At 69.3% G+C, this 24155-nt stretch carries 27 protein-coding genes; 12 read left to right on the top strand and 15 right to left on the bottom strand.

All coding sequences use genetic code 11. The features are described from left to right. Window positions 1–69 precede the first annotated feature (69 nt). Window positions 70–1146, bottom strand: coding sequence for a CAF17-like 4Fe-4S cluster assembly/insertion protein YgfZ (ygfZ, locus tag G6N64_RS00325; RefSeq protein WP_163795088.1), 1077 nt, complete (start codon window positions 1144–1146; stop codon window positions 70–72). 40 nt (window positions 1147–1186) lie between these two features. Here ygfZ and G6N64_RS00320 point away from each other — a divergent pair, with 40 nt between their 5' ends. Both G6N64_RS00320 and G6N64_RS00315 read left to right on the top strand, forming a co-directional pair. Beyond that, on the top strand, window positions 1187–2029 hold the full coding sequence (locus G6N64_RS00320) for an aminodeoxychorismate lyase (protein ID WP_163795086.1): 843 nt from the start codon (window positions 1187–1189) through the stop codon (window positions 2027–2029). Between the two features lie 288 nt (window positions 2030–2317). Next, window positions 2318–3496, top strand: a complete 1179-nt coding sequence (locus G6N64_RS00315) for an alpha/beta hydrolase family protein (RefSeq protein ID WP_163795084.1) — start codon at window positions 2318–2320, stop codon at window positions 3494–3496. Window positions 3497–3501: 5 nt separating this feature from the next. Here G6N64_RS00315 and G6N64_RS00310 read toward each other — a convergent pair whose 3' ends face one another. The 8 genes from G6N64_RS00310 to lmeA all read right to left on the bottom strand — a co-directional run bounded on the left by G6N64_RS00310 (window position 3502) and on the right by lmeA (window position 7734). Next, window positions 3502–3765, bottom strand: a complete 264-nt coding sequence (locus G6N64_RS00310) for a hypothetical protein (protein ID WP_163795082.1) — start codon at window positions 3763–3765, stop codon at window positions 3502–3504. Further along, window positions 3762–4454, bottom strand: coding sequence for a heme-binding beta-barrel domain-containing protein (locus G6N64_RS00305; protein ID WP_163795080.1), 693 nt, complete (start codon window positions 4452–4454; stop codon window positions 3762–3764). Before G6N64_RS00305 ends, G6N64_RS00310 begins: the two co-directional genes overlap by 4 nt. Window positions 4455–4647: 193 nt before the next feature. Then, window positions 4648–4950 carry a DUF1416 domain-containing protein gene (locus tag G6N64_RS00300; protein ID WP_070355064.1) on the bottom strand — a complete coding sequence of 101 codons (303 nt, stop codon included), beginning with the start codon at window positions 4948–4950 and terminating at the stop codon, window positions 4648–4650. Between the two features lies 1 nt (window position 4951). After that, window positions 4952–5785, bottom strand: coding sequence for a sulfurtransferase (locus G6N64_RS00295; RefSeq protein ID WP_163795077.1), 834 nt, complete (start codon window positions 5783–5785; stop codon window positions 4952–4954). Window positions 5786–5810: 25 nt separating this feature from the next. Beyond that, window positions 5811–6290, bottom strand: a complete 480-nt coding sequence (locus G6N64_RS00290; RefSeq protein WP_163795075.1) for a DUF4395 domain-containing protein — start codon at window positions 6288–6290, stop codon at window positions 5811–5813. 90 nt (window positions 6291–6380) lie between these two features. Next, entirely contained in the window at window positions 6381–6473 is a 93-nt protein-coding gene (locus G6N64_RS30670) for an Ms5788A family Cys-rich leader peptide (protein WP_409370713.1), read from the bottom strand. A gap of 29 nt (window positions 6474–6502) precedes the next feature. Next, window positions 6503–6925: a thioredoxin family protein gene (locus tag G6N64_RS00285; protein ID WP_163795073.1), complete on the bottom strand. Its 423-nt coding sequence runs from the start codon at window positions 6923–6925 to the stop codon at window positions 6503–6505. Next, window positions 6922–7734, bottom strand: coding sequence for a mannan chain length control protein LmeA (gene lmeA / locus G6N64_RS00280; RefSeq protein ID WP_174266903.1), 813 nt, complete (start codon window positions 7732–7734; stop codon window positions 6922–6924). The genes G6N64_RS00285 and lmeA overlap by 4 nt, the downstream gene beginning before the upstream one ends. A gap of 272 nt (window positions 7735–8006) precedes the next feature. On the opposite strand from lmeA, the gene G6N64_RS00275 reads away from it, so the two are divergent. The 6 genes from G6N64_RS00275 (at window position 8007) to pstB (ending at window position 13705) form a co-directional block, all read left to right on the top strand. After that, window positions 8007–8783, top strand: a complete 777-nt coding sequence (locus G6N64_RS00275) for a winged helix-turn-helix transcriptional regulator (RefSeq protein ID WP_163801334.1) — start codon at window positions 8007–8009, stop codon at window positions 8781–8783. Continuing rightward, window positions 8783–9658, top strand: coding sequence for a mycothiol synthase (gene mshD / locus G6N64_RS00270; protein ID WP_163801333.1), 876 nt, complete (start codon window positions 8783–8785; stop codon window positions 9656–9658). Before G6N64_RS00275 ends, mshD begins: the two co-directional genes overlap by 1 nt. 183 nt (window positions 9659–9841) lie before the next feature. Continuing rightward, on the top strand, window positions 9842–10900 hold the full coding sequence (gene pstS, locus G6N64_RS00265; protein ID WP_163801332.1) for a phosphate ABC transporter substrate-binding protein PstS: 1059 nt from the start codon (window positions 9842–9844) through the stop codon (window positions 10898–10900). Between the two features lie 50 nt (window positions 10901–10950). Then, the gene (gene pstC / locus G6N64_RS00260) at window positions 10951–12006 is read left to right on the top strand and encodes a phosphate ABC transporter permease subunit PstC (RefSeq protein WP_163795069.1); all 1056 of its coding nucleotides are present in this window, start codon (window positions 10951–10953) and stop codon (window positions 12004–12006) included. Continuing rightward, window positions 12003–12917: a phosphate ABC transporter permease PstA gene (gene pstA, locus G6N64_RS00255; protein ID WP_163795067.1), complete on the top strand. Its 915-nt coding sequence runs from the start codon at window positions 12003–12005 to the stop codon at window positions 12915–12917. The genes pstC and pstA overlap by 4 nt, the downstream gene beginning before the upstream one ends. A gap of 11 nt (window positions 12918–12928) precedes the next feature. Continuing rightward, entirely contained in the window at window positions 12929–13705 is a 777-nt protein-coding gene (pstB, locus tag G6N64_RS00250) for a phosphate ABC transporter ATP-binding protein PstB (protein WP_163795065.1), read from the top strand. A gap of 110 nt (window positions 13706–13815) precedes the next feature. Here the strand turns inward: pstB and G6N64_RS00245 are convergent, their stop codons facing one another. Next, window positions 13816–14790 (bottom strand): quinone oxidoreductase family protein, encoded by a 975-nt coding sequence (locus G6N64_RS00245; protein WP_163795063.1) that lies wholly within the window; start codon window positions 14788–14790, stop codon window positions 13816–13818. 81 nt (window positions 14791–14871) lie between these two features. Here G6N64_RS00245 and G6N64_RS00240 point away from each other — a divergent pair, with 81 nt between their 5' ends. Then, on the top strand, window positions 14872–15420 hold the full coding sequence (locus G6N64_RS00240) for a MarR family winged helix-turn-helix transcriptional regulator (protein ID WP_163795061.1): 549 nt from the start codon (window positions 14872–14874) through the stop codon (window positions 15418–15420). Here G6N64_RS00240 and phoU read toward each other — a convergent pair. From phoU to G6N64_RS00220, 4 genes are all read right to left on the bottom strand, one after another. Then, the gene (gene phoU, locus G6N64_RS00235; RefSeq protein WP_163795059.1) at window positions 15374–16042 is read right to left on the bottom strand and encodes a phosphate signaling complex protein PhoU; all 669 of its coding nucleotides are present in this window, start codon (window positions 16040–16042) and stop codon (window positions 15374–15376) included. The two genes, G6N64_RS00240 and phoU, sit on opposite strands and share 47 nt — an antisense overlap. A 76-nt stretch (window positions 16043–16118) precedes the next feature. Continuing rightward, entirely contained in the window at window positions 16119–18194 is a 2076-nt protein-coding gene (locus G6N64_RS00230; protein ID WP_163795057.1) for an LCP family protein, read from the bottom strand. 205 nt (window positions 18195–18399) lie between these two features. Next, window positions 18400–19572, bottom strand: coding sequence for a tRNA dihydrouridine synthase DusB (gene dusB / locus G6N64_RS00225; protein ID WP_197748360.1), 1173 nt, complete (start codon window positions 19570–19572; stop codon window positions 18400–18402). Then, a complete protein-coding gene (locus G6N64_RS00220) occupies window positions 19560–20561 on the bottom strand; it encodes an acyl-ACP desaturase (RefSeq protein ID WP_163795053.1) in 1002 nt (333 codons plus the stop codon). Before G6N64_RS00220 ends, dusB begins: the two co-directional genes overlap by 13 nt. A gap of 311 nt (window positions 20562–20872) precedes the next feature. Between G6N64_RS00220 and G6N64_RS00215 the strand changes: the two genes are divergently transcribed. Next, entirely contained in the window at window positions 20873–21292 is a 420-nt protein-coding gene (locus G6N64_RS00215) for a hypothetical protein (RefSeq protein ID WP_163795052.1), read from the top strand. A gap of 9 nt (window positions 21293–21301) precedes the next feature. Here the strand turns inward: G6N64_RS00215 and G6N64_RS00210 are convergent, their stop codons facing one another. Then, complete coding sequence (locus tag G6N64_RS00210) at window positions 21302–21886, bottom strand: TetR/AcrR family transcriptional regulator (protein ID WP_163795050.1); 585 nt, start codon at window positions 21884–21886, stop codon at window positions 21302–21304. 67 nt (window positions 21887–21953) lie between these two features. Between G6N64_RS00210 and G6N64_RS00205 the strand changes: the two genes are divergently transcribed. Both G6N64_RS00205 and G6N64_RS00200 read left to right on the top strand, forming a co-directional pair. Then, on the top strand, window positions 21954–22952 hold the full coding sequence (locus G6N64_RS00205) for an oxygenase MpaB family protein (RefSeq protein ID WP_163795048.1): 999 nt from the start codon (window positions 21954–21956) through the stop codon (window positions 22950–22952). A gap of 32 nt (window positions 22953–22984) precedes the next feature. After that, window positions 22985–24139: a serine/threonine-protein kinase gene (locus tag G6N64_RS00200; protein WP_163795046.1), complete on the top strand. Its 1155-nt coding sequence runs from the start codon at window positions 22985–22987 to the stop codon at window positions 24137–24139. Window positions 24140–24155: the final 16 nt, after the last annotated feature.

Below are 24155 nucleotides of genomic sequence, written 5' to 3'. Positions count from 1 at the left end.
CAACACCTTACCGTGCGCAATCCTTCCGCGCTGGCAGGCCCGGCCCAGCGGTACCGCCGGGCCGCGGGATCACCTGGTCCGGCCCCGCAGGCGATCCACGGCCAGTCGGCCTGCACCGATCTGGTCGTCGAGGGGGAGGGTGTCGGGGTCGATGACGGCCGCGACGGATGCCTCGCCGCCGGTCACGAGTTCGGTGTCGGCGGGCAGGCCGCGCTTGAGCAGCGCCAGCGCCACCGGCCCCTCGTCGACGTGGTCGACGACGGTTCCCAACCGGCCCACGGCGCGCCCGCCGGCCAGCACCGGATCACCCGGCGACGGCCGGTCGCTCGACCCGTCGAGCTGCAGCAGGACCAGCATCCGCGGCGGTTTGCCCAGGTTGTGCACCCGCGCGACGGTCTCCTGGCCGCGATAGCAGCCCTTCTCCAGGTGGACGGACCCGTCGCCCGGGCCGCCGATCCAGCCGATCTCGTGGGGGATGGTGCGCTCGTCGGTGTCGACGCCCAACCGGGCCCGCACCGCGGCCACGCGCCGCGCCTCGTAGGTCCACATCCCCGCAGGTCGCACCCCTGCGGTCGTCAGCCGGCGGATCACGCCCGCCGCCTCGGCGCGGGGGACGAGCAGGTCGACGTCGCCGTCGAAGGTGCGTCGGGCGAACCCTTCGGCCAGCGGCACGGCCCGCCATGGCTGCGGCAGCGCATCGAGGCCCAGGACGTCGAGCACCTCGGGCGCGGCGGCCCCCGGCCCGAGCAGCGACAGCACCGCGAGGTCGGCGGGTTCGACCACCACCTCCGACCAGAACACCATCTTGCGCAGGAAGGTCAGCAACGGTTCGCCGCGCCACGACTCGGTGTCGAGATACGTGACCCCGTCGAGGTCGACCTGTAGCCAGTGATCCTCCACACGCCCCTGGCCGTCGAGGCTGGCGTTCTCGGTGACGACGCCGTCCTCGAGGGCGCTGACGTGCTGACTGGAGATGGTGTGCAACCACGTCAGCCGGTCCTTGCCGGTGAGCCGCAGGACGGCGCGATGCGACCGGTCCACCACCACGACGCCGTCGGCCGCGGCGCGCTGCTCGCCGAGTGGGTCGCCGTAGTGCCACGTGGCGCCGGCGTCTGGGCCTGATTCGGGTGCGGGAACAGCGGACATGCCTCAACTGTACGAGCAGCCGGCACTATCGTTCCCGGCCATGACGCCACGTCGCGCCACCGATCTCGTGGTGGGACTCGACGGCCATCTGCTCGACCCCGGCGCTGCGGTGCTGCACCCGGACGACCCCGTCCTCGCGCGGGGCGACGGCGTCTTCGAGACGGTGCTCGTGCGGCACGGCCGGGCGTGCCTGCTGGACGCCCACCTGAGCCGCCTGGCCGCATCCGCCGCGACCACCGGACTGCCCGCACCCGACGTCGGTCGCTTCCGGGCCGCGGTCGACGTCGCGGTCCGTGCATGGCCGGACGCCGAGGGGATGTTGCGTCTGCTGTACGGCCGGGCGACGCGCGGGACGGTGGCGTTCGTGACGGTGTCCGCGGTGCCGGACCGGGTCGTCGCCGCTCGCCGGGACGGCGTGTCCGTCGTGACACTGGACGCCGGCCACGCGGTCCCCGGTCCGTGGTCGGTGGCGACCGCGAAGTCGCTGTCCTACGGCAGGTTCGCCGCCGCGCAACGGCAGGCCGAGCGCGCGGGCGCGTCCGATGCGATGCTGATTCGATCGGATGGAAACGTGCTCGAAGGTGCCCGGTCGACGGTGGTCGTCTCGCCCGAGCCGGGCGTGCTGCTGAGCCCGCCGCTCGACTCGGCGATCCTGCCCGGCACGACGGCTGACGCACTGTTCGATGCCGCCCGCCGCCGAGGCTGGCGTTGCGAGCACGGACCACTCGGGATCGCCGATCTTGATGCGGCGCAAGGGCTCTGGCTGGTGTCGGCGGTCACGCTCGCCGCGCGGGTGCACACGCTGGACGGACGGCCGCTACGTGCCGCGCCCGCGGCGGCCGACGTCGCGTACCTCGTCGACCTCGCCGTCGCCACCGATTGAGCGGGAAGCGAAAAGTTGTTGTCGGCGCGCACGTTCGGGGGTAAGTTCGCTCGTACACGAGAAGGGAGGTGGTCCGAAATCATTAGTGACATATGGACATGTGAGGTGGCTGCTAGCTAGCAGCACCGGGAGTCATTCCTGGCACGGAGCACTCGCTCCACGCGCAGATCGAGACGATCGCGTGCGCTGGCGAATTCCCAGCAGTCACCCGGCCCCCGAGCTCCTAGGCCGTCCGCCTAGGTTTACCGGCTCGGGGGCCGTTCCATGTCTGCACCTAGGGTGTGTGCCATGCGCCGCACCTCGATCCTCCTGACGACCGCGCTCCTGGCACTGTCGACGCTGGTGGCGCCCGTCGCTCACGCCGCGGCCCCGGTCTGGTCGGGGCTGAACGCTTCCGACTACTCCGGCCCCATCGGCGCGCCCGGCACCCTCGTCGAGAGCGTCCCCCTCGACCCCGCCGTGACGCTGCCGGCCGCGGGTTCGGCGTACCGCTTCCTCTACTCGACCGTCGACGCCCGGGACCAACCTGCGGTCAGCACGGCGGCGGTCTTCCTCCCGCGCGGCGCGGCCCCCGACGGCGGGTGGCCCATCGTGGCCTGGGCGCACGGCACCGTCGGACTCGGCGACGACTGCACGCCGTCCGCCCACCCGCGCAACGAGCGCGACGTCGCCTACCTCGGGCACTGGCTCGACCAGGGCTACGCGGTCGTCGCCAGTGACTACGCCGGTCTCGGCACCCCGGGCGTGATGGCCTACCTCGACACCGTCAGCACCGCGCACGGCGTCGTCGACTCGGTGGTGGCCGCGCACCGGATGGCGCTTCCGCTGTCCCCCAGGTGGGCGGTGGTCGGCCAGTCCCAGGGCGGCGCGGGCGCCGTCGGCACAGCCCGCTACGCCACGGAGTTCAGCGCCGGCTCCGGACTGGACTACCGGGGAGCGGTCGCCACCGGAACGCCCGCCTTCATCGAGGAGATCGTCGGGAAGGCCGGACCGGACATGGCACTCCCACCCGAACTCGGGTCCGGTGCCAACGCCTACTCGGCGTACATCCTCGCGGCGTTCCGCGCGGCCCGCCCCGATCTGAACCTCGACCGCATCCTGTCGCCCGTCGGCCTCGACGCCGTCGCTCGCGCCGAAGTGCTCTGCTACCAGGATCTGGCCGCCGCGCTGGCGACGTCGCGTCCGAGCGGGTTCTTCACCGCGACGCTCGCGTCGGTGCCGGGGGCGGAAGCGGCCCTGACCGAGTACATGGGGATCCCGACGAGCGGCTACGACCGCCCGGTGTTCCTCGGCGTCGGTCTCCGCGACCGCGACGTGCCGCCCTCGTCGTCACTGAGGTTGGACGAGGCGATGCGCGCCAACGGCCAACCCGTCGAGTTGCACGTCTACCCCGACGAGGACCACAGCGGCACCGTGCTCGCGTCGATCCCGGACTCCACGCCGTTCCTGGCGCGGCTGATGTCCTAGCGCCGTCAGCTCGCGGGGCCGGGCGCCTTATCGGCGCACGCCTGCTGCGCGGTGGCCCAGGTCTGCGGATCGACGCCGGGAGATGCCGCCGGGCCGGCCGGTGGGGTCGAGATCCCGTGCTCGGCGAGGCAGCTCGCGTACGCGCCGTGACCGGACGCGGGCTGCGTGGTGGTGGGTTCGGGCTCGGGTGCCGGTGCCGGTGCCGACGAACACGCGGCGAGGACGCCGGCTGCCAGGACTGCGGCGGCCATCGCGGTGCGGTTCGTCAACCGACGAACCTCGCGAGCCGGGCGGACAGGTGCGGTACGAGACCACCGTCGGCGTCCACCCGCTCCTCGACGTAGGCGAGGTCGCCGCCCTCGACGATGCCGTAGAGCCGCTTGGCGCCTCCTACGAGGAGGCCCGACTTGCTGCGGGCCAGGGCGTCGGTGACGAGTTCCCACGAGGCCTGATTGAGCGGCCGGCCGTAGAACAGCTCGACGAACCCCGCGGAGTTCGCGAGCATCAGCTCGATGGCCTGGGATTCGGACGGGTCTGCGGGGTCGTTCACGAAGCGCCAGAAGCCGGTCTCGCGGAGGTCGGGCCGCTCGAACTCGCCGTCCTCGGTGAGCCGCCACGACCGCGACTCCCAGTTGAGGTAGTCGTTGCCGTCGTGGGAGACCACGATCTGCTGACCGAAGCGGTAGTCGCCACCGGCGTCGTGGCCGGTGCCCTCGCCGCGCCACACGCCGACGAGGGGAAGCAGCGCGAGGAGGGCGTCGTTGAGGCTGACGCCCTCGCGCAGGTTGGCCGTGTCGGCCGGACCGGGAAGGTCGTCGAAGCCCGGCACGTTGCGAACCGCGGTCTCCTTGGCGCGTTCGGCCGCCTCGGCGACGGCCCGGTCACCCGAACGCGGCGGGACCGCACCCGGGGCGTCGACGGCGTCGTCGGGGCCCGCGGCCTCGTGGTCGGACGTCACTCGTCGGTGATCAGTCGGTACACGGCGTACAGCGCGAACCACGTGATGACCACGACGGCCGCGACGAGCAACAACTCGAAGAACAGAATCACGGTTCGAGTCTAAGTCGTCGGGTTCACCCGGCACGACCTGCTCCACCCCGCGGGCGTGCGGGATATCTCACTCGCACACCGCGCAGGGGAAACGGATCGGGTCAGGCGACCTTGACGTCGACCTCGTGGATGCCCGCGCCGGACGGCGCGACGGTGGCGTCGCCGTTTCCGACCTTGGACAGCGCGCGCAGCGTCCACGTGCCGGGCGCGGCGAAGAACCGGAAGTCACCGGTCGCCGACGCCACGACCTCGGCGGTGAACTCGTCGCTGCTGTCGAGCAGGCGCACGAACGCACCGCCGACGGTCTGTCCCGACCCGTCGACGACGCGGCCGGTGATCACCGTCTCCTTCTCGAGGTCGACGCCCGCGGGCAACGTCAGTCCTTGTTTCGGTGCAGAGCACATATCAGCTTCCCAACTCGATCGGGGCTCCCACGAGGGAGCCGTATTCGGTCCAACTACCGTCGTAGTTCTTGACGTTCTTGTGTCCGAGCAACTCCTGCAGCACGAACCAGGTGTGCGACGAGCGCTCCCCGATGCGGCAGTAGGCGATGGTCAGCTTGTCGCCGTCCAGGCCGGCGTCGGCGTAGAGCTTGGCGAGGTCGTCGTCGGACTTGAAGGTGCCGTCCTCGTTGGCCGCCTTGCTCCACGGCACGCTGATGGCGGTGGGGATGTGACCGGCACGCTGACTCTGCTCCTGGGGCAGGTGCGCCGGGGCGAGGATCTTGCCGGAGAACTCGTCGGGGGACCGGACGTCGACGAGGTTCTTCTCACCGATCGCGGCGATGACCTCGTCGCGGAAGGCGCGGATGTCGTTGTTGGGCGCCTTGGCCGAGTACGACGTGGCGCTGCGGTTGGGCACCTCCGTCACCAGCGGGCGGCCGTCGAGTTCCCACTTCTTGCGGCCGCCGTCGAGCAGCTTGACGTTCTCGTGGCCGTACAGCTTGAAGTACCAGTAGGCGTAGGCGGCGAACCAGTTGTTGTTGCCGCCGTAGAGGATCACCGTGTCGTCGTTGGCGATTCCCTTGTCGGACAGCAACTTCGAGAACTGCTGCTGATCGACGAAGTCGCGCTTCACCGGGTCCTGCAGTTCGGTCTTCCAGTCGATCCGTACGGCGCCGGCGATGTGCCCGCCCTCGTAGGCGCTGGTGTCCTCGTCGACCTCGACGAAGACGGTGTTGGGGGCGTCGAGGTTGTCCTCGGCCCACTCGGTGGTGACCAGGACGTCGGAACGTGCCATGACGTGTTTCCTTTCGGGAGGTGCGTTAGGACGTTGGAGAGGGTGTTGACGCGGTGGTGGATGCCCGGCGCAGGCGTGCGACGAGCGGGTACAGCTGGCAGCCCAGGCAGATGCCGAAGGCTGCGTTGAGGAAGGCGGCGATCAGTGCGAACGCCGTCGCGACCAGGCCCACCGCGACCAGGCCGGAGGCGAAGCCCGCGGCGCCGATGACCGCGAACACGAGGCCGACGGCCTGCGCGAACTTCAGTGGTGCGATCGGTTCCCTGTCGGTGACGGGGCCCAGTCGCGGTGCCACCGCCGCGGCGAACACGCGGCCGTAGGGATTGCGGCGGGGTCCGCCGACCGCGCCGATGGCGAAGACCACGGCCTGCAGGGCGAGGAGCACCGCCGCGGCCGCGGGGCTGAACGCCGACGCGAGCAGGGTGGCGACGATGACGACCGTGGTGACCCATGCTGTGAAGCGGGGACCGCGAACGTCTACCTGGTCGGTGTTCGGGTTCGGCATGAGAATGCTCCTAGGGACGCTGTCGTCATCGGGGATCGCGGGCACGCCCGCGGGGGCTGCTCGGAGTGCGGCACGGACACGCGCGGCGACTCAGCAGCTACGACAACAACAGCGACAACCCGCAACGCGGCACAGATCAACTGCGCGGCGCTTGGTGAGCATCGGCTCGCGGCGGGTTGGCACGAACGACAGCCTACCCAACGACCCCGTGCTCAAGCCAATAGCGGTTCGAGAGCCGTCCGCAGGTCAGCGGCCTTCGGCACGCCGCTGATGCGGAACTTCGGTCGGCCGTCGGCGTCGAACACGATGGTCGTCGGCAGGGACAGCACCGAAAGTCGCTTGGCGGCCTCGGGGTCGTCGTCCATGTCGATCTCCACGTGGGCAACCGCGGGCAGTTCGGCGCAGACCTCGTCGACCACCCGTCGGACGGCGGCGCACGGCCCGCACCACGTCGCGGTGAAGTGCAGCACGGTGGGACCGGTGGTGGACAGGCCGAGACCGGAGGTGTCGACGTTCGACGCCGCCTCCCCGTCCCTGATCATCCCGGCTCGCAGGCTGATCAGCTTGCCGATCACGTAGGCCACGCCCAGCGCGGCGATCAGCACCGCGACGACGACGATCACCGAGGTACTCATGTCGTATCGAACCCATTCAGAGGCATGGTCACTCCCTCGGCTATGCCCTCGACGATGATGTCGGAGCCCCGCGCGCCGCCGCTGGTGGGCGCCACGCCGAACGGCAGCTTCATCCCCGGGATGGTGGCGGTGAACGCCTGGAGCACCGCGGTCCGCTCGTCGTCGGGAACCTCGCGGTCCGCGGTGTTGGGTCCGGTGAGCACACCGGTCGGGGTCAGGACGATCGTATTTCGGTCCGCGCCGGTCATCGTCAGGTCGACGGCGATGCTGACCTTCTCCATGAACCCGCTCGCCGTCGGGGTGCCGGTGAACACCAGTCCGCGGCTGTCCGAGATGCCGGACTCGGTGGTCCCGCCGGTCGCGTCGTTGGTCTCCCGCGACGGCGCCTCGACGAGGAGGTCCTTGATGTTCATGAACCGGCCGAGGTGGGTGGAGTCGACGATGATGCGGCTCTCGATCTTGCCGACCGGCAAGACAGAGTCGGGCTCGACCAGCCAGGAGTCGCCGAGATCGACCTCGTGCAGCGTCGACTCGAGCGACACCTTGCCCACCACCGGGTGCGGGACCCCACCGGCTCTGACCTCGACCTCGCGGTAGTGATGTGCGGCCGCCTGGGTCGTGAACGGGAACCCCAGGATGCCGACCCACGGGTCGAAGCCCAGGTCATTGGCCGTCCGGATGCTCCGCGCCCAGCGGTACTCGGCGTAGATGGCCCCGCCGAAGTCGACGCCGACCGCGGCGACCACGAGGGACGTCACCACCGCGATGAGCCCGATCAGCAGCCTGCGCACGAGGACATTGTGGCGTATCGGGTCGTGCCGGCGGGCAGGAGCGAAGCGACCGGGGAATGTCCCGGCGGGCAGGAGCGAAGCGACCGGGGAATGTGCCGGCGGGCGGGAGCGGAGTGTGACCGGCTCGTTCAACGCGGCTAATCAGCAGGTGGCACGCTATCGTTGGACGATCGCTGACCGGTAACGGCTGCGTGTCAGCCATGAATCTGGGCTGTGACCGGACGTTCGTCGGAGTCGGTGTCGCCGTCGACGACGCCGGTGGCGGACCCGGGGCCATGATGGAGGACCCGTTGGACCTATTGCTACTGACCGTCGACCCGCAACCCGAATCGGTCCTGCCCTCGCTCGCCCTGCTCGCCCACACGGTGCGCTCGGCGCCCACCGAGGTGTCCTCGCTGCTCGAGGCCGGGACGGCCGACGTCGCGATCGTCGACGCACGCACCGATCTCGCGGCCGCGCGTGGACTGTGCAGGCTGCTGGGCAGCACCGGGACGTCGGTGCCCGTCGTCGCCGTCGTGAACGAGGGTGGCCTGGTGGCCGTCAACACCGAGTGGGGGCTCGACGAGATCCTGCTTCCCAGCACGGGCCCGGCGGAGATCGACGCCCGGCTCCGCCTGCTGGTGGGGCGCCGCGGCGGAGCGGCCGACAACGAAAGCGTCGGCAAGGTGAGCCTCGGTGAACTCGTCATCGACGAGGGCACCTACACCGCTCGGCTCCGCGGCCGCCCCCTCGACCTCACCTATAAGGAATTCGAGCTGCTGAAGTACCTCGCGCAGCACGCCGGGCGCGTCTTCACGCGGGCGCAGCTGCTGCAGGAGGTGTGGGGGTACGACTTCTTCGGCGGCACCCGCACGGTCGACGTCCACGTGCGACGCCTGCGCGCCAAGCTGGGCCCCGAGTACGAATCGTTGATCGGCACCGTGCGCAACGTCGGCTACAAGGCCGTCCGTCCGGCACGGGGCAGGCCCCCGGCGCCCGGCACCGAGCTGTCCGACGAGGACGTCGACGACTACGAGACCTCGGACGACATGTCCGACGCGTACGTCGACCCACTGCGCACCACGTGATCGAGTGGCGCCCGGCGCTCTCCGGGGACGACCAGCGGCGGATCCGGGACGTCGTGGCCGCGGCCACGGCCGAGGACGGCGTCGCCCCGGTGGGCGACGGCGTGCTCCGCGAGCTTCCCCTCGACCGGACGCGGCATCTCGTGGCAGCCGAGGACGGCGACGTCCTCGGCTATCTCAACCTGGCACCGGCGTCGGACGACGCGCCGGCCATGGCCGAGGCCGTCGTGCACCCGGGGGCGCGGCGGCGCGGCATCGGGGGCGACCTCATCCGTGCCGGCCTCGCCGAGGGAGGTGCGGGCACCCGGGTCTGGGCGCACGGCAACCTCGAACCGGCCAGGGCCGTGGCGGCGGCGCTCGACCTGGAGAACGTGCGCGAGCTGTGGCAGATGCGGCGGTCTCTCGCCGACCTGCCGGCGGTGTCGGTGGCCCCCGGAGTCCGGCTGCGCACGTACGCCGGGCCCGAGGACGACGCCGAACTGCTGCGGGTCAACAACGCGGCCTTCTCCTGGCATCCGGAGCAGGGCGGGTGGACCGAGGCCGACGTCGCCGAGCGGCGGGCCGAGTCGTGGTTCGACCCGGCGGGGTTGTTCCTGGCCTTCGACGACTCCAGCGGTGCCCTGCTCGGCTTCCACTGGACGAAGGTGCACTCGCCCTCCCTCGGCGAGGTGTACGTCGTCGGAGTGGATCCCGCGGCGCAGGGAAGGGGCCTCGGTGCGACGCTTACGCTCGCCGGACTGCACCATCTCGCGGCAAGGCTGGGCAACTCGTCGACGGTGATGCTCTACGTCGAGGCCGATAACTCGCAGGCCGTGAAGACGTACGAACGGCTGAACTTCGAGGTCTTCAGCGCGGACGTGGCGTACACCACCCGTTAGCCCCTCAGCTGTGAGATCGCTGAGGCTGTTCACCGCTCGTTCACCTATGATCCCCGATCCGTCCATGACGGCCGAATACGTTGCCCGGGAGCCTGAGAAGACAACCGGAAGAGGGATTCAGTGAAGCTCGATCGCTTTAGCAGGGGCACTGGCGTGGCGCTCTCGTTGACCGCCGCAGCCGCCATGCTGCTGACCGCATGTGGCAGCGACAACAACGCGGGCACCTCGTCGAGCGCCTCGGGCAGCTCGTCGTCATCGGCCGACTGCGGTGGCAAGGCCTCCCTCACCGCCGAGGGATCGACCGCCCAGCAGAACGCCGTCGCCGAGTTCAACAAGGTGTGGCAGCAGGTGTGCTCCGGCAAGAACCTGTCCTACAACCCGACCGGCTCCGGTGCGGGCCGTGAGCAGTTCATCGCCAAGCAGGTCGACTTCGCCGGCTCCGACTCGGCCCTGAAGGACGACCAGGTGGCGGCCGCCGCTGCACGCTGCGGCGGCAACCCGGCGTGGAACCTGCCGCTGGTCTTCGGCCCCGTGGCCATGGCCTACAACGTCGAGGGCGTCGACAAGCTGGTCGTCAACGGTGACGTCCTGGCCAAGATCTTCCAGGGCCAGATCACCAAGTGGAACGACCCGGCGATCGCGGCACTCAACTCGGGAACCACCCTGCCGGACACCGCCATCACGCCGGTCTACCGCTCGGACTCCTCGGGTACCACCGACAACGTCCAGAAGTACCTCGCCGCCGCGGCACCGCAGACGTGGACCAAGGGCGCGGGCAGCGAATTCCAGGGTGGCGCAGGCGAAGGCGCACAGAAGTCCTCGGGCGTCGTGCAGGCCGTGCAGGCCACCCCGGGCGCGATCGGCTACGTCGAGAAGGGCTTCGCTCAGCAGGCCAATCTGCCGATGGCGCAGATCGACAACGGCGGGGGCGCCGTCGAGCTGACCGACGAGACCACCAAGAAGGCGATCGACGCGGCCAAGTTCGCCGCGGAGGGCAACGACCTGGCCCTGGACCTGAACTCGATCTACGGCACCAAGGAGGCGGGCTCCTACCCGCTGGTGCTGGCCACCTACGAGATCGTGTGCTCCAAGGGATACGACGCCGACACCGCCGCCGCGGTGAAGTCGTTCCTGACGGTCGCGGCCAACGACGGCCAGGCCAACCTCGGCCCCGCCGGATACGTACCGCTGCCGGACGCGTTCAAGGAGCGTCTGCTCACGTCCATCGACGCAATCGCCTAGTCACACCTAGCGCGCCAGCACCACAACGGTGAGGATGGGGTCCGGAATACATGACCGATAGGGTCACCGACGGGATGACAGTGACGACACCAGATCCATCCGGAGCGGGGTCGGGCGAGGCACTTGCCACGCCCTTCCCGGCACCGGACCCCATCTCCACCGACCCCGGCAGGGGTGGCAAGGTTCGCCTGGGGGACCGCATCTTCCGCGGTCTCGCCGAGGGCTCCGGCGTCCTGATCGTCGTCCTCATCGGCGCGATCGGCGTGTTCCTCCTCATGCGCGCCATCCCGGCGCTCACGCGCAACGAGGTGAACTTCTTCACCTACGGCGGCAACTGGATCACCACCGACACCTCGGCGATGACCTTCGGCATCCTGGACCTGCTCCAGGTGACGGTGTTCGTGTCGGTGTTCGCCCTGGTGCTCGCGATGCCGATCGCGCTGGGCATCGCGATCTTCCTCACCCAGTACTCCCCGAAGCGGCTCGCAGGACCGCTCGCCTACATGGTCGACCTGCTCGCCGCCGTCCCCTCGATCGTCTACGGCGTGTGGGGGCTGTACGTCCTCGCGCCGGTGCTGAAGCCGATCGCGGTGTTCCTCAACGAGAACCTGTCATGGCTCTTCCTGTTCAAGACGGGAACCGCGTCCGTGGCGGGCGGCGGCACGATCTTCACCGCGGGCATCGTGCTCGCGGTGATGATCCTGCCGATCATCACCGCCGTGACGCGCGAGGTGTTCGTGCAGACTCCGCGCGGTCAGGTCGAGGCCGCGCTGGCGCTGGGCGCCACCCGATGGGAGGTCGTGCGCACCACGGTCCTGCCGTTCGGCCTGTCCGGCTACATCAGCGGATCCATGCTCGGTCTGGGCCGCGCGCTGGGCGAGACCATCGCCCTGCTGATCATTCTGCGAGGCACCCAGACCGCATTCGGATGGTCGCTGTTCGACGGCGGCTACACGTTCGCCAGCAAGATCGCCGCGACGGCGAGCGAGTTCAACGATCAGTACAAGGCGGGTGCGTACATCGCCGCCGGCCTGGTGCTGTTCATCCTCACGTTCGTGGTGAACTCGGCGGCACGCGCCGCGGTCGCCGGAAGGGGCGCCAAGTGACATCCACCCTGGACCGTCCGGTCAAGCAGCCCACCTTCCAGGGCGTCAGCAGTCGGCGCAAGCTGACGAACAACGTGGCGACCGTGCTCGTCACGCTGTCGGTGCTCGTCGCCCTCGTGCCCCTGCTGTGGGTGCTGTATTCGGTGATCACCAAGGGCATCTCGGCTCTGATGTCGCCCACCTGGTTCACGAACTCCCAGGGCGGCATGACCGCCTTCGCGCCGGGCGGCGGCGTCTATCACGCTCTCATCGGAACGCTCCTGCAGGGCGCGGTGTGCTCGGTCATCTCGATCCCCATCGGCGTGATGGTCGCGGTGTACCTCGTCGAGTACGGCGGCGGCACGCGGATGGGCAAGCTCACCACCTTCATGGTGGACATCCTCACCGGCGTCCCGTCGATCGTCGCGGCACTGTTCATCTACGCACTGTGGGTGGCGACGCTGGGCTTCGAACGCTCGGGTTTCGCGGTGTCGCTGGCGCTGGTGCTCCTGATGATCCCGGTCATCGTCCGGGCCACCGAGGAAATGCTGCGTATCGTCCCGATGGACCTGCGCGAGGCGAGTTACGCACTGGGCGTGCCGAAGTGGAAGACGATCGTGCGGATCGTCATCCCCACGGCGCTGTCGGGCATCGTCACCGGCGTCATGCTCGCCCTGGCTCGCGTCATGGGTGAGACCGCGCCGCTGCTGATCCTGGTGGGCTACGCCCAAGCGATGAACTTCGACATGTTCGGCGGGTTCATGGGTTCGCTGCCCGGGATGATGTACGACCAGATCTCGGCTGGTGCCGGCGCCAACCCGGTGCCCACCGACCGGCTGTGGGGTGCGGCTCTGACGCTGATCCTGCTGATCGCCATCCTGAACGTCGCGGCTCGGCTGGTCGCCAAGATCTTTTCCCCCAAGAAGGTATAGGAGCCTCTCAGATGGCCAAGCGCCTCGACCTCAAAGACGTCAACATCTATTACGGCTCGTTCCACGCCGTGTCCGACGTGGCACTGTCCGTCCAGCCGCGCAGCGTGACGGCATTCATCGGCCCGTCCGGCTGCGGCAAGTCGACCGTGCTCCGCACGCTGAACCGCATGCACGAGGTGATCCCCGGCGCCCGCGTCGAGGGATCCGTGCTGCTCGACGGCGAGGACATCTACGGTGCCGGCGTCGACCCCGTCGGCGTCCGCAAGACCATCGGCATGGTGTTCCAGCGTCCGAACCCGTTCCCCACAATGTCCATTCGCGACAACGTCGTGGCGGGCCTGAAGCTGCAGGGCGTACGGAGCAAGAAGACCCTCGACGAGGTCGCCGAGCGGTCGCTGAAGGGCGCCAACCTCTGGAACGAGGTCAAGGACCGCCTCGAGAAGCCCGGTGGCGGACTGTCGGGCGGTCAGCAGCAGCGGCTCTGCATCGCCCGTGCGATCGCCGTGCAGCCCGACGTGCTGCTGATGGACGAGCCGTGTTCGGCGCTGGACCCGATCTCGACGCTGGCGATCGAGGACCTGATCTCGGAACTGAAGCAGGACTTCACGATCGTGATCGTCACGCACAACATGCAGCAGGCCGCCCGGGTGAGCGACCAGACCGCGTTCTTCAACCTCGAGGCGACCGGCAAGCCGGGCCAGCTCGTCGAGATCGACGACACCGAGAAGATCTTCTCCAACCCGACGCAGAAGGCGACCGAGGACTACATCTCGGGCCGCTTCGGCTGACGGTTCTTCCCGCGGTTTCTTCCCGCGAGCAGACGCAAGAATGCGCGACACGCCGGTGCTGCGTGCACGTTTGCGTCTGCTCGCCGGAAAGAGGTGACCCGTTCCGGGGGCTAGGGGACCAGGACGACTCGGGTGCCCGACGGTTCGGCGGTGGTCCATACGTCTTCGACGTCGGACAGCGCACGCGTCGCGGTTTCGAGCCGCAGATCACCCGAGGCGACCATCGCGAACAGTCGCGGCAGCGCCTCGGTGCGGGCGTTCGCCATGACCTCCGGCGGCACACTGCCGATGCCGACGCCCGACAGGACGATGCCGGTGCCTCGGAGGATTCCGGCCGGCAGTTCGATGGGATCGCCTGCGATGGAGCCGATCTGGACGAACCGGGTGGCGTGGTAGTGCGCCGACGGATGGCTGTCGGCGAGTGCGGTGAGTGCGGTGGCGGCCGGCGGGCCCCACAGGTAGTCGAGGACGGCGTCGAAGGGCCGCTCGGCGTGTAGTGCGCGGATGCGCTCGGCGAGGTCCTCGTCTCGCATCGAGATGGCCTCGTCCGCACCGGCGCCGAGCAGCCAGTCCAGCCTGGCCTGGTCACGTCCGGCGACCACGACGCGACCGGCGCCGAACACGTTCTTGGCCAACTGGGCCGCCATCGCACCGGTGACGCCGGTGGCGCCCAGGATGAGGACGTGGTCGCCCGGCTGCACCTTGGCGGCGAAGGACAGTGCCGTCCACGCCGAGATGCCGGGGTTGGGCACCGCCGCCGCGGTCACGGAGTCGACGCCCTCGGGCACCTCGACCAGACCGTCTGCGGCGACCAGCGTGCGCTGGGCCATCATCCCGTACGGAGCCACCGAGTAGCCGTAGACCCGTCGGCCGTCGTCGAGGCGTGCGACGCCGTCGAAACCGGGGATCGCCGGCAGGGGGATCTCCTTGCTGGCGTAGTGCTTTCCGGAGATGAGTGCACGCGTGAGGTTCGTCAGCGCGGACGCCTCCACCGTCGCCGCCAGGGCGCCGTCACGTGCCTCGGGATCACCGAACTCGGCGTACACCGGCGTCGCGCCCCATTCCTCTACCACTGCTGCCAACACGGGAGCCTCCATAGTTTCATTGGTAACGGTTTCTCTGGAAACAATGTACGCCCACCCCGCCTCGGTGGCAAGATGGTTTCCATGAAAACCAAGTCGGCGCTGATCGCGGACATCAACGCACTGCTGGGCGCGGTGAAGGACAAGTTCGAGGACGACGAGGACGGCGACGCCGAGCGGGACTACATGATCGAGCGCTGCCCGCCACGCCTTCGGGAATCGTTGCGGACCCTGCCCACCCTGGCGCTGCACCTGCTCGCCCACCTCGAGGGCGACCCGACCGGCGTGGTGGGGTTGGCCGCACGCTCGGGGCAGCTCAAGGGCACGGTGTCCAAACAGGTGCAGCGGCTGGTCGAGGCCGGTCTGGTGATGCGGACACCCGTGCCGGGCAACCGCAAGGAGGTCGAACTCGCGCTGACCGACGACGGCGAACTGGTGGCCCGCGCGCACGACGACATGCACGTCGAGATGGCCGCGGGGGTCGGCGACTTCCTGAGTCGCTACGCCAAGGCCGACCTCGAGGTCCTCGCTACCGTGCTGAGCGACCTGCTGGCCGCGCGACGGGTGGGCGTCCGCCTGACGCCGCCTACAGCGGCGTCGGAATCTGTTCCTCTTCGGGGAAGTGCCCGGTGACCTGGAAGATGACCCTGCGGGCCACCTCGACGGCATGGTCGGCGAAGCGCTCGTAGAACCGGCTGAGGAGCGTCACGTCGACGGCTGCGGTCACGCCGTGCTTCCACTCGCGGTCCATGAGGACGTTGAACAGATGGCGATGCAGATCGTCCATCGCGTCGTCCTCGTCGCGGATGCGCGCGGCCTTCTCCGGGTCCCGGGTGATCAACACCTCCTGTGTGCTGCTCCCGAGTTCGACTGCCACCCGGCCCATTTCGGCGAAGTAGCCGTTGACCTCCTCGGGCAGGGCGTGCTGCGGATGACGGCGACGCGCGATCTTGGCCACGTGCAGGGCCAGCGCCCCCATGCGGTCGATGTCGGCCACGATCTGGATCGCGCTGACGATCGAGCGGAGGTCGCCGGCCACCGGGGCCTGCAGGGCGAGCAGGACGAAGGCGTTCTCCTCGGCACGGACGCTCAACGCGGCGATCTGCTCGTGGTCGGTGATGACCTGCTCGGCCAGCACCAGGTCAGCCTGCAGGAGGGCCTGGGTCGATCGCTCCATCGCGACGCCCGCTAGGCCGCACATCTCCCCGAGCAGGTCGGAGAGTGAAGCCAGCTGTTCTTGGTAGGCGGTGCGCATGGTCGAAGCCTACGGTCTGAGCCGGTGAAACGTCACGTCGTCGCAGGTGAACGGACGGTGAATGCCGTTGGGCGGGTCAGCCTTCACAGGATGTGTCGGCCGCGTTGGTGACGGTCAGGTCCTCCGGCAGGTGCGTCGGTTCGCTGCCGGATCCCTTGAGTACCTGAACCTGGACCGTCGAGCCGCTGGGCGTCGGGGGTGCCACGGTCGAGAAGTCGGAACCCAGCACGACGCGGATCTCGTCGCCCATTCCCGACACGCGCTCGATCGTGGGATTCGCGAAGGACGACGCGACCGTCGCCGCGGCCTCCTCGTTGCCCGCGGAGAAGAACACCGTCGTCGAATCGAGCGGTCCCGGGTAGTCGTCGGGTTCCACGGTGTTGAAGCCGTGCTCCTGCAGGGCGGTGGCCGCGGTGGTCGCCAGCCCGTTCTCGCCCGTGGAATTGGACACCCGGACGGTGACGGCGGCCGGGTCCGTCGTGACCGCGTCGACCACCTCACCGTGCGCGTCCGGTGCCCCCGGCGCGCTGGTGGGGGTCTGCGGCGCGGCCGTGCTGTCGGCCTTCTCCTCGGGGAGCGGATCGTCGTTGATGATCGCGTCGAACAGCGCGCGCATGTCGTCCATCCGCGGAACCTCGTTGCCGTACTCGTCGGCGTATCCGACGGTGGGCACGGTGACGAACGTGATGCGGCCCGCGTTGACGCCCTGCACGGACTGGCCGAGGTCGACCAGGTCCCTGGTGTCGATGTTGTCCACGTAGCTGTCGGCGATGAACATGTTCACCACGTTGTTCAGCTTGCTCAGCGAGAAGAACGTGTCCTTGGAGATCAGCGATCTCAGCAGCGACGACAGGAACAGCTGCTGGCGCTTGATGCGGCCGTAGTCGCCGTTGGTCTCGGTGGTGACCTGCCGCGCCCGGACGTACTGCAGCGCGGTGTGGCCGTCGATGATCTGCCTGCCGGCGGTGGGCAGCACCGTGCCCAGTTCGTAGTCCTCGAGCGGTGTCGTACTGCAGACCTCGACCCCGCCGAGCGCGTCGACCATGGTCTGGAAACCCGCGAAGTCGACGGCCATGAACCGGTTCACCGACAGGCCCGACAGTTTCTGGATGACCTTGACCAGACACCTCGGCCCGCCAACCGCGTAGGCCGAGTTCAGCTTCGTCTCCGTGTAGACCTCCTCGAGGCCGTACATCGGGGACTCCTCGTCGGTGATCGGTCCGTAGGCCCGCGTCTGCGGATCCCACGGCTCGCACTTCTGCGGGGTGATGGAGAGGTCGCGCGGGAAGGACACCGCGACGACCCGCTTCCGGTTCGCGGGGATGTTGACCAGCATGATCGTGTCGGATCGGGCGCCGTCGGCGTCTTCGGTCGTGCCCGCGCCCACGTCGCTGTTCTGGCCGAAGCGGCTGTCCGTGCCGACGATCAGGAAGTTCTCGTCGCCGAACTGCGCGTTCGGGTCGAGGATGTCGCGCGAATCGGGGTCCAGGGCCGAGACCTTGTTGAGGCTGCGGTTCTTGACCGACTGCCACTGCCAGGCCGCACCGGTCATCGCGAGCGCGCAGATGGCGATCAGGGCCGCCGCCACCCGACCGACGATCATCGCCCGGCGACGGGCGCGATGCGTGCGGACCACCGGAAGCACGGTGGTCTCCCCGATCCGCTCCGGGACGACCACCTCCCGGGAGTCGCTCAGACGGGGCTCGCCGGACAGGACGGGGAGTTCGGAGGCATGCGCCGGAAGGGCGGGGAAGACGATGGTCTCGGGATCGGCCTGGCGCGGCACGGCCTGCGTCTCGGGCTCGGAACTCGGCTCGGCCTCGATCTCCGGCTCGGCGGCTTCCTCAGGGGGTTCGGGCTGCGGATCGCTGCGGTGGCGGGGACGTTCGTCGGCCTGCTCGAGCGAGGCGGTACCCGCCACCTTCGCGATCAGATCGGCGACGGTGACGCCCTCTACGTGGCTGCCGGCCGATTCGTCGTCGTCCCGGTCCTGGCGGCTGCGCCGGCCCGTCGGACGTCCCTGCGAACTCGTCGACCGTTCCCACGGCGCGGCGCCTGGCAATGAGCGCGGCGATCGGGTAAGCCATTGGTTGTCGTCACCGGGCTGATCCGATCGTCGGCGGCCAGGAGTGGCGTCGTCACCGTCACTCATGTCCAGGGGGCCTCCGACTCCGGCTACGCACGCGGAAATTCGTTGATGTGCTTCTAGTCTTGTAGCAGCACGGCACGGGCTCCGCTACCCGGAACCGATCGCAATGAACCCACATCGTACTGAGGAAACCTGAGAGCAATCCACCCGGCGAGCGTCTCGGTGCCGTCTCGGTGCCGTCTCGCGGGTGTCTCGGTCGGGCTTCTACCTACCCGCCGGAGTGCATGACGTCCGCTCCGAACGGCACCGTGCAATCGTCGGGATCGTCGAGCCACCCCTCGGGCAGCGACACGCCGGCAGCAGAACCCTGACGCCCGCGCGGCCCCTCCGCTGCGCGTGGGAACGGCACGTCGTGGTCGAGGCGGGCGAGCAGGTCGTCCAGCTCCGCGAGGGTCTTGACCAGCGCCAATCCCCGGCGGAGGTCAGCGCCCGCGGGGAAGCCGTGCAGGTACCAGGCGACGTGCTTGCGGATGTCGCGCATCGCCTTGTCCTCGCCGAAGTGGTCGGTGAGCAGCTCGCCGTGGCGCCGCACGATCCGGGCGACCTCGCCGAGGGTCGGCGGTTCCTTCGCCGGGCGACCGCCGAACGCGGCCGACAGCTCGGCGAACATCCACGGCCTGCCCAGGCAGCCGCGCCCGATCACCACCCCGTCGCACCCGGTGGCGGCCATCATCTCGAGCGCGTCGTTCGCGTCGAAGATGTCGCCGTTGCCGAGGACAGGGATCGAGGTGACGTGCTGCTTCAGCGCAGCGATCTGCTCCCAGTCCGCCGTGCCCGAGTAGCGCTGGGCGGCCGTACGAGCGTGCAGAGCGACCGCGGCGGCACCCTCCTCGGCGGCGATGCGGCCGGCGTCGAGGTGGGTGTGGTGCGCGTCGTCGATGCCGATGCGGAACTTCACGGTGACCGGGATGTCGGTGCCCTCGGTCGCCCGCACGGCAGCGCCGACGATCTGGCCGAACAGGGCCCGCTTGTAGGGAAGCGCGGCACCGCCCCCGCGCCGGGTCACCTTCGGCACCGGGCAGCCGAAGTTCATGTCGATGTGGTCCGCCAGGCCCTCGTCGGCGATCATCTTGGCCGCGGCATAGGTGTTGACCGGGTCGACGGCGTACAGCTGCAGCGAGCGGGGTGACTCGTCGGGCGCGAACGTCGTCATGTGCATGGTCACCGGGTGGCGCTCGACGAGCGCACGGGCGGTGACCATCTCGCAGACGTAGAGCCCGCTGACCGTGCCCTCCCGGGCCAGTTCGAGTTCGCGGCACAGCGTCCGGAAGGCGACGTTGGTCACGCCCGCCATGGGCGCGAGGACGACGGGGCTGCGCAAGGCGAACGGCCCGATCCGGAGGGATCGGGCCGTGTCCGGGGGAGTGCTTAGGAGGACGATGATCCCACCAGCAGGTTCTTCCGTGCCTTCTTCTCGGCCACCTGGCGCTCGCGCTCGAGGCGGCGCTGCTTGGCCGTCTCGAACTTCTGGCAGGCCTCTTCGAGTTCCTCGATCAGCTTGCCGAGGTCGTCGCGCATCTCGGCGGCCTCGCCGGTGAAGTCCTCGCGCTCGAAGATCCGCCACTTGCGCAGGACGGGCATCACGACGTCGTCGAGGTGGATCCGCGGGTCGTACACGCCGCCGACGGCGATCGTGACGGCGCGGCGGCGGAACTCGGGCACCGTGTATCCAGGCATCTTGAAGTTGCGCAGCACGCGGTGCAGCGACTTCATGGCCTGGTTGGGTGCGATGTCCAGGCCGGCGGCCGACACGTCGCGGTAGAAGATCATGTGCAGGTTCTCGTCGGCCGAGACGCGGCCGAGGAGTTGGTCGGCGATGGTCTCGTTGCACGCCTTGCCGGTGTTGCGGTGCGAGACGCGGGTCGCGAGTTCCTGGAACGTCACGTAGATCACCGAGTCGAACAGGCTCTCGGCGAACATGTCGCCCTGCGCGTTCTGGCCGGGGCTGAAGCCACGCGTGACCTGCTCGAGGCGGATGGTCTCGAGTTCGACGGGGTCGATTGCCCGGGTGACGATGAGGTAGTCGCGCAGGGCGATGCCGTGGCGGTTCTCCTCGGCGGTCCAGCGGTTGACCCACCAGCCCCAGGGCCCGTCCATGCTGAAGTTCATCGCGATCTCGCGGTGGTACGACGGCAGGTTGTCCTCGGTCAGGAGGTTCTGCACCATCGCGGTCTGCGCGATGTCGGAGAGCTTGGACTGCTCCGGGCTCCACTCCTGGCCGCCGAGGGCGTAGAAGTTCTTGCCGTCGGACCACGGGATGTAGTCGTGCGGGTTCCAGTCCTTGCGCATCGAGAGGTGCCGGTTGATGTTCTTCTCGACCACTGGCTCGAGTTCTCGCAGCAGATGCAGGTCGGTCAAGTCGGTCGCCATGGGCGTCGTCCTCCTCGCGTTCAAGGCCCGGATAAGTATCTGTATCCGTTGGTTGCAGTCAACATATCTGTGTAACCCGGTGACATCAAGTTGTGTTATTCGAGTGTGACGGGTGTTGCACCTGCACGTGACACGGGACATCGTGCACCACGGGTCTACCCGTGTCGGCGCGGCGGAACCGGCACCCGCACGTCGCGCCGACGGGCGTTCGGAGGTGATGCGACGAGTTCGGCTCGCTGCTGTGCAAGCACCATGGAGCGGCGGTACGATCTGCCGCGAGCAGGCTGTTACGACTCGCAGATAGGTCTTCCGTGAAGAAGCTCTTGGTTATTGGTTCCGGCGCAGCATGCGCCTTCGCGGTCTCGGCCGTGCTGGGTACCGGCATCGCCGCAGCCGACGACTATGCGGGGCAGTCGTACGCCGACGCATCGTCCGCGGCCAGCGACGCCGGCCAGACCGTGATCGTGGCCGCACGCGTGGGCGACAAGGTCAGCGAAGACGAATGCTTGGTCACGCGCTCCCAGACGGCGCCCTTCGCAAGCGCCAACGACGGCGTGCACGTCTCCAGCACCGTGCAGTTCTACCTGAACTGCAACGCCGGTGTGGCGTCGGCGACGAAGCCGGGCAACTCCCTGGCCAGCGAGGTCGGCCGCTCGACGAAGGCCGCCGAGGACGAGGCCGCCGCTCAGGAGCAGCAGGAGCTGGAGCAGGTCAGCACTCCCGACGAGTAGTCGACGGCCTCAGCCGGCGGTCGCCCGGCTGAGCAGCATGTCCACGCAGTAGTCGATGAACTGCTCCCTGGTGGTGGTCAGGCGTCCGTTGAGATAGGCCGTGAACAGGGCCGTCAGCGCACCGACGAGGCCGGTGGCCACCATGGCCTGCACACCGGTGTCGGTGATGCGGGTCAGCTTGCGCTGCAGCAGGTCGATGAACGTCGGCATCCACTCCGCCCCCGAGCGGGCGAGCACCGGTTCCCGCTCGGGCGCGATCAGCAGGACGCGGCCGCGCGCCGGGTCGTCCACCATGAGCGTGACGAACCGTTCGACGGCGTCCCGCGGCGTGGTCGACGACGTCAGCGCGGACATGGCCGTGCTGCACACGTCGTCGTAGACGGCGCGGACGAACTCGTCGCGGTCGGTGAAGCTCTCGTAGAAGTACCGCTCGGTGAGACCCGCGGCCCGGCACACGGCGCGGACGGTCAGTGCGGGACCACTCGGTCCACCCAGCAGGTCCACGCCCGCGGCGACGAGTTTGTCGCGGCGCATCGGCGCGCGCTGCTGCAGGGGGACGCCGGACCATTGGCTCCGCCGTTGACCGGACGTCACATCCCTCCTATGCTCTTGATGACAACGCCTGTAGTCAGAATGACGTCTGACCGATGGAGAAGTGCCAGTGACACAAGATACGTCCCCGACCTGCCCGGTCACCAGCGACGCGACGGTCGCCGCGGGCTGCCCCGTCGCGCCGGGTGGCTACGAGGCGCCGCCGCTGGGGCCGGACTCGCTGACGTGGAAGTACTTCGGTGACTGGCGCGGACTGCTGCAGGGTCCCTGGGCGGGCTCGATGCAGAACATGCACCCGCAGCTCGGTGCGGCCGTCGAGGAGCACTCCACGTTCTTCATCGAACGCTGGCAGCGATTGTTGCGCTCGCTCTACCCGATCGGCGGCGTGGTGTTCGACGGCGACCGGGCGCCGCGCACCGGCGCCGAGGTCCGCGATTACCACGTAGACATCAAGGGCGTCGACGCGCAGGGCCGCCGCTATCACGCACTGAACCCCGACGTCTTCTACTGGGCGCACTCGACGTTCTTCATGGGGACGGTGATCGTCGCCGAGCGATTCTGCGGCGGTCTGACCGAGGCGGAGAAGCGCCAACTCTTCGACGAGCACAAGGCCTGGTACGACCTGTACGGCATGAGCACCAGGCCCGTCCCGGACACCTGGGAGGAGTTCCAGGAGTACTGGGACCACATGTGCCGCAACGTGCTCGAGAACAACTTCGCGGCGCGCGCGGTGCTCGACCTCAGCGAGCTGCCCAAGCCACCGTGGGCGGGCAGGCTGCCGAATTGGATGTGGAACCTGCAGCGCCCGCTGGTGGCCCGCTTCTTCGTGTGGTTCACCGTCGGGCTCTACGACCCGCCGGTGCGGGAGTTGATGGGCTACCGCTGGTCGCCCCGCGACGAGCGGGTGCACCGACTGCTGGGCACCGCCGTCGGCAAGGTGTTCGCGCTGCTGCCCCGGCGCGCCCGCATGCATCCACGGGCGCGCGCCGGATGGGACCGTGCCACCGGCCGGATGCCCGCCGGCGCGCCGCTGCCGGAGACGCCGGCACGCAACCTGCCGCCAATCGACAGGCGCGGCAATCCCGCGCACTACTGCCCCGACGTCTGACGGCGGCCGGTCGCGCCACTAGCGTGGGAGCGATGGCGGGCCCAGATCTCCTCGGCGGCCGCTACGAACTTCGTGGCGTGCTCGGTCACGGCGGCATGGCCGTTGTGCACGCCGGATGGGACCGCCGACTGAATCGGCCGGTGGCCGTGAAACTGCTGCACCGCACGCTGCTGCACGACGCCGACTCGCGGGCACGCTTCGGATTCGAGGCGACCGTCGCGGCGGCGCTCAATCACCCGAACATCGTGACGGTGCACGACAGCGGCGAGCACCACGGCGTCCCGTACCTCGTCATGGAGCAGCTGCCGGGCACCTCGCTGGCCGAGGCGATCGCGAGGGGCCCGATGCCCGTGCCCTACGTGCGTGCGGTGCTGGCCGACGTCCTCTCGGGACTCGCGGCAGCGCACGCCGCCGGCGTCCTGCATCGCGACGTGAAGCCGTCCAACGTCCTGTTCGGGCCCGTCGGGGAGGCGAAGCTCGCCGACTTCGGGATCGCCAAGTCGAACAGCGCGGACATCACGCGCGTCGGCCAGGTGGTCGGCACGATGGCGTACCTGAGCCCCGACCGCATCTCCGGCAAGCCCGCGTCGCCCGCCGACGACCTCTACGCCGTCGGTGCGATGGGCTACGAAGCCCTCACCGGCGCAATGGCATTCCCGCAGCAGGACCCGGTCCTTCTGCTCCGTGCCGTCGCGGAGCGCGACGTCGTCCCGCTCCGGGCGGCCCGTCCCGACGTCGACCCCGTGCTGCTCGGTGTGATCGAGCGTGCGATGTCACCGGACGCCTCGGTCCGGTTTCCCAGCGCCGACGCGATGCGCACGGCGCTGACCGCCGTCAGGCCTCCCACCCGGGTGCTCTCCTCGCCGGCCCCGCCACCGATGACGGGCGCGGTGCCGCCACCTCCGCCGCCGGACGGGCGCCGGAAGGTGTTGGCCGTCAGCGCCGTTGCCGCCGCCGTCCTCCTGGCACTCCTGCTGGTCGTCGTCGAGGCGACGACGTCGGAACCGGCGACCTCGGAGCCCACCCCGACGCCGACCACGTCGAGTGCCACGTCGTCGTCCGTCGTCCCCGTGTCGACGACACCCGCGGTGCTGGCCCCTCCGCCACCGCAGGGGCCGCCGGGTCCGGGTGAGCGGCCCGGGAACGGCAACGAGCGTCCCAAGAAGCCCAAGAAGGGTGAGGAGTGACGACGGTCGTTTGACG

This window comes from Mycolicibacterium sediminis (genome assembly GCF_010731735.1).
Classification (GTDB): domain Bacteria; phylum Actinomycetota; class Actinomycetes; order Mycobacteriales; family Mycobacteriaceae; genus Mycobacterium; species Mycobacterium sediminis.
Note: the sequence above shows the minus strand (reverse complement) of the source record. Positions and strands in the feature narration are given on the sequence as shown.

Excerpts from the sequence above, each read along its gene's own strand:
- ygfZ (WP_163795088.1), bottom strand. The coding sequence starts at position 1,146 with ATGTCCGCTGTTCCCGCACCCGAATCAGGCCCAGACGCCGGCGCCACG.
- G6N64_RS00320 (WP_163795086.1), top strand. The coding sequence starts at position 1,187 with ATGACGCCACGTCGCGCCACCGATCTCGTGGTGGGACTCGACGGCCAT.
- G6N64_RS00315 (WP_163795084.1), top strand. The coding sequence starts at position 2,318 with ATGCGCCGCACCTCGATCCTCCTGACGACCGCGCTCCTGGCACTGTCG.
- G6N64_RS00300 (WP_070355064.1), bottom strand. The coding sequence starts at position 4,950 with ATGTGCTCTGCACCGAAACAAGGACTGACGTTGCCCGCGGGCGTCGAC.
- G6N64_RS00295 (WP_163795077.1), bottom strand. The coding sequence starts at position 5,785 with ATGGCACGTTCCGACGTCCTGGTCACCACCGAGTGGGCCGAGGACAAC.
- G6N64_RS00290 (WP_163795075.1), bottom strand. The coding sequence starts at position 6,290 with ATGCCGAACCCGAACACCGACCAGGTAGACGTTCGCGGTCCCCGCTTC.
- G6N64_RS00285 (WP_163795073.1), bottom strand. The coding sequence starts at position 6,925 with ATGAGTACCTCGGTGATCGTCGTCGTCGCGGTGCTGATCGCCGCGCTG.
- pstS (WP_163801332.1), top strand. The coding sequence starts at position 9,842 with ATGCTGCTGACCGCATGTGGCAGCGACAACAACGCGGGCACCTCGTCG.
- pstC (WP_163795069.1), top strand. The coding sequence starts at position 10,951 with ATGACCGATAGGGTCACCGACGGGATGACAGTGACGACACCAGATCCA.
- pstB (WP_163795065.1), top strand. The coding sequence starts at position 12,929 with ATGGCCAAGCGCCTCGACCTCAAAGACGTCAACATCTATTACGGCTCG.
- G6N64_RS00240 (WP_163795061.1), top strand. The coding sequence starts at position 14,872 with ATGAAAACCAAGTCGGCGCTGATCGCGGACATCAACGCACTGCTGGGC.
- phoU (WP_163795059.1), bottom strand. The coding sequence starts at position 16,042 with ATGCGCACCGCCTACCAAGAACAGCTGGCTTCACTCTCCGACCTGCTC.
- G6N64_RS00230 (WP_163795057.1), bottom strand. The coding sequence starts at position 18,194 with ATGAGTGACGGTGACGACGCCACTCCTGGCCGCCGACGATCGGATCAG.
- G6N64_RS00220 (WP_163795053.1), bottom strand. The coding sequence starts at position 20,561 with ATGGCGACCGACTTGACCGACCTGCATCTGCTGCGAGAACTCGAGCCA.
- G6N64_RS00200 (WP_163795046.1), top strand. The coding sequence starts at position 22,985 with ATGGCGGGCCCAGATCTCCTCGGCGGCCGCTACGAACTTCGTGGCGTG.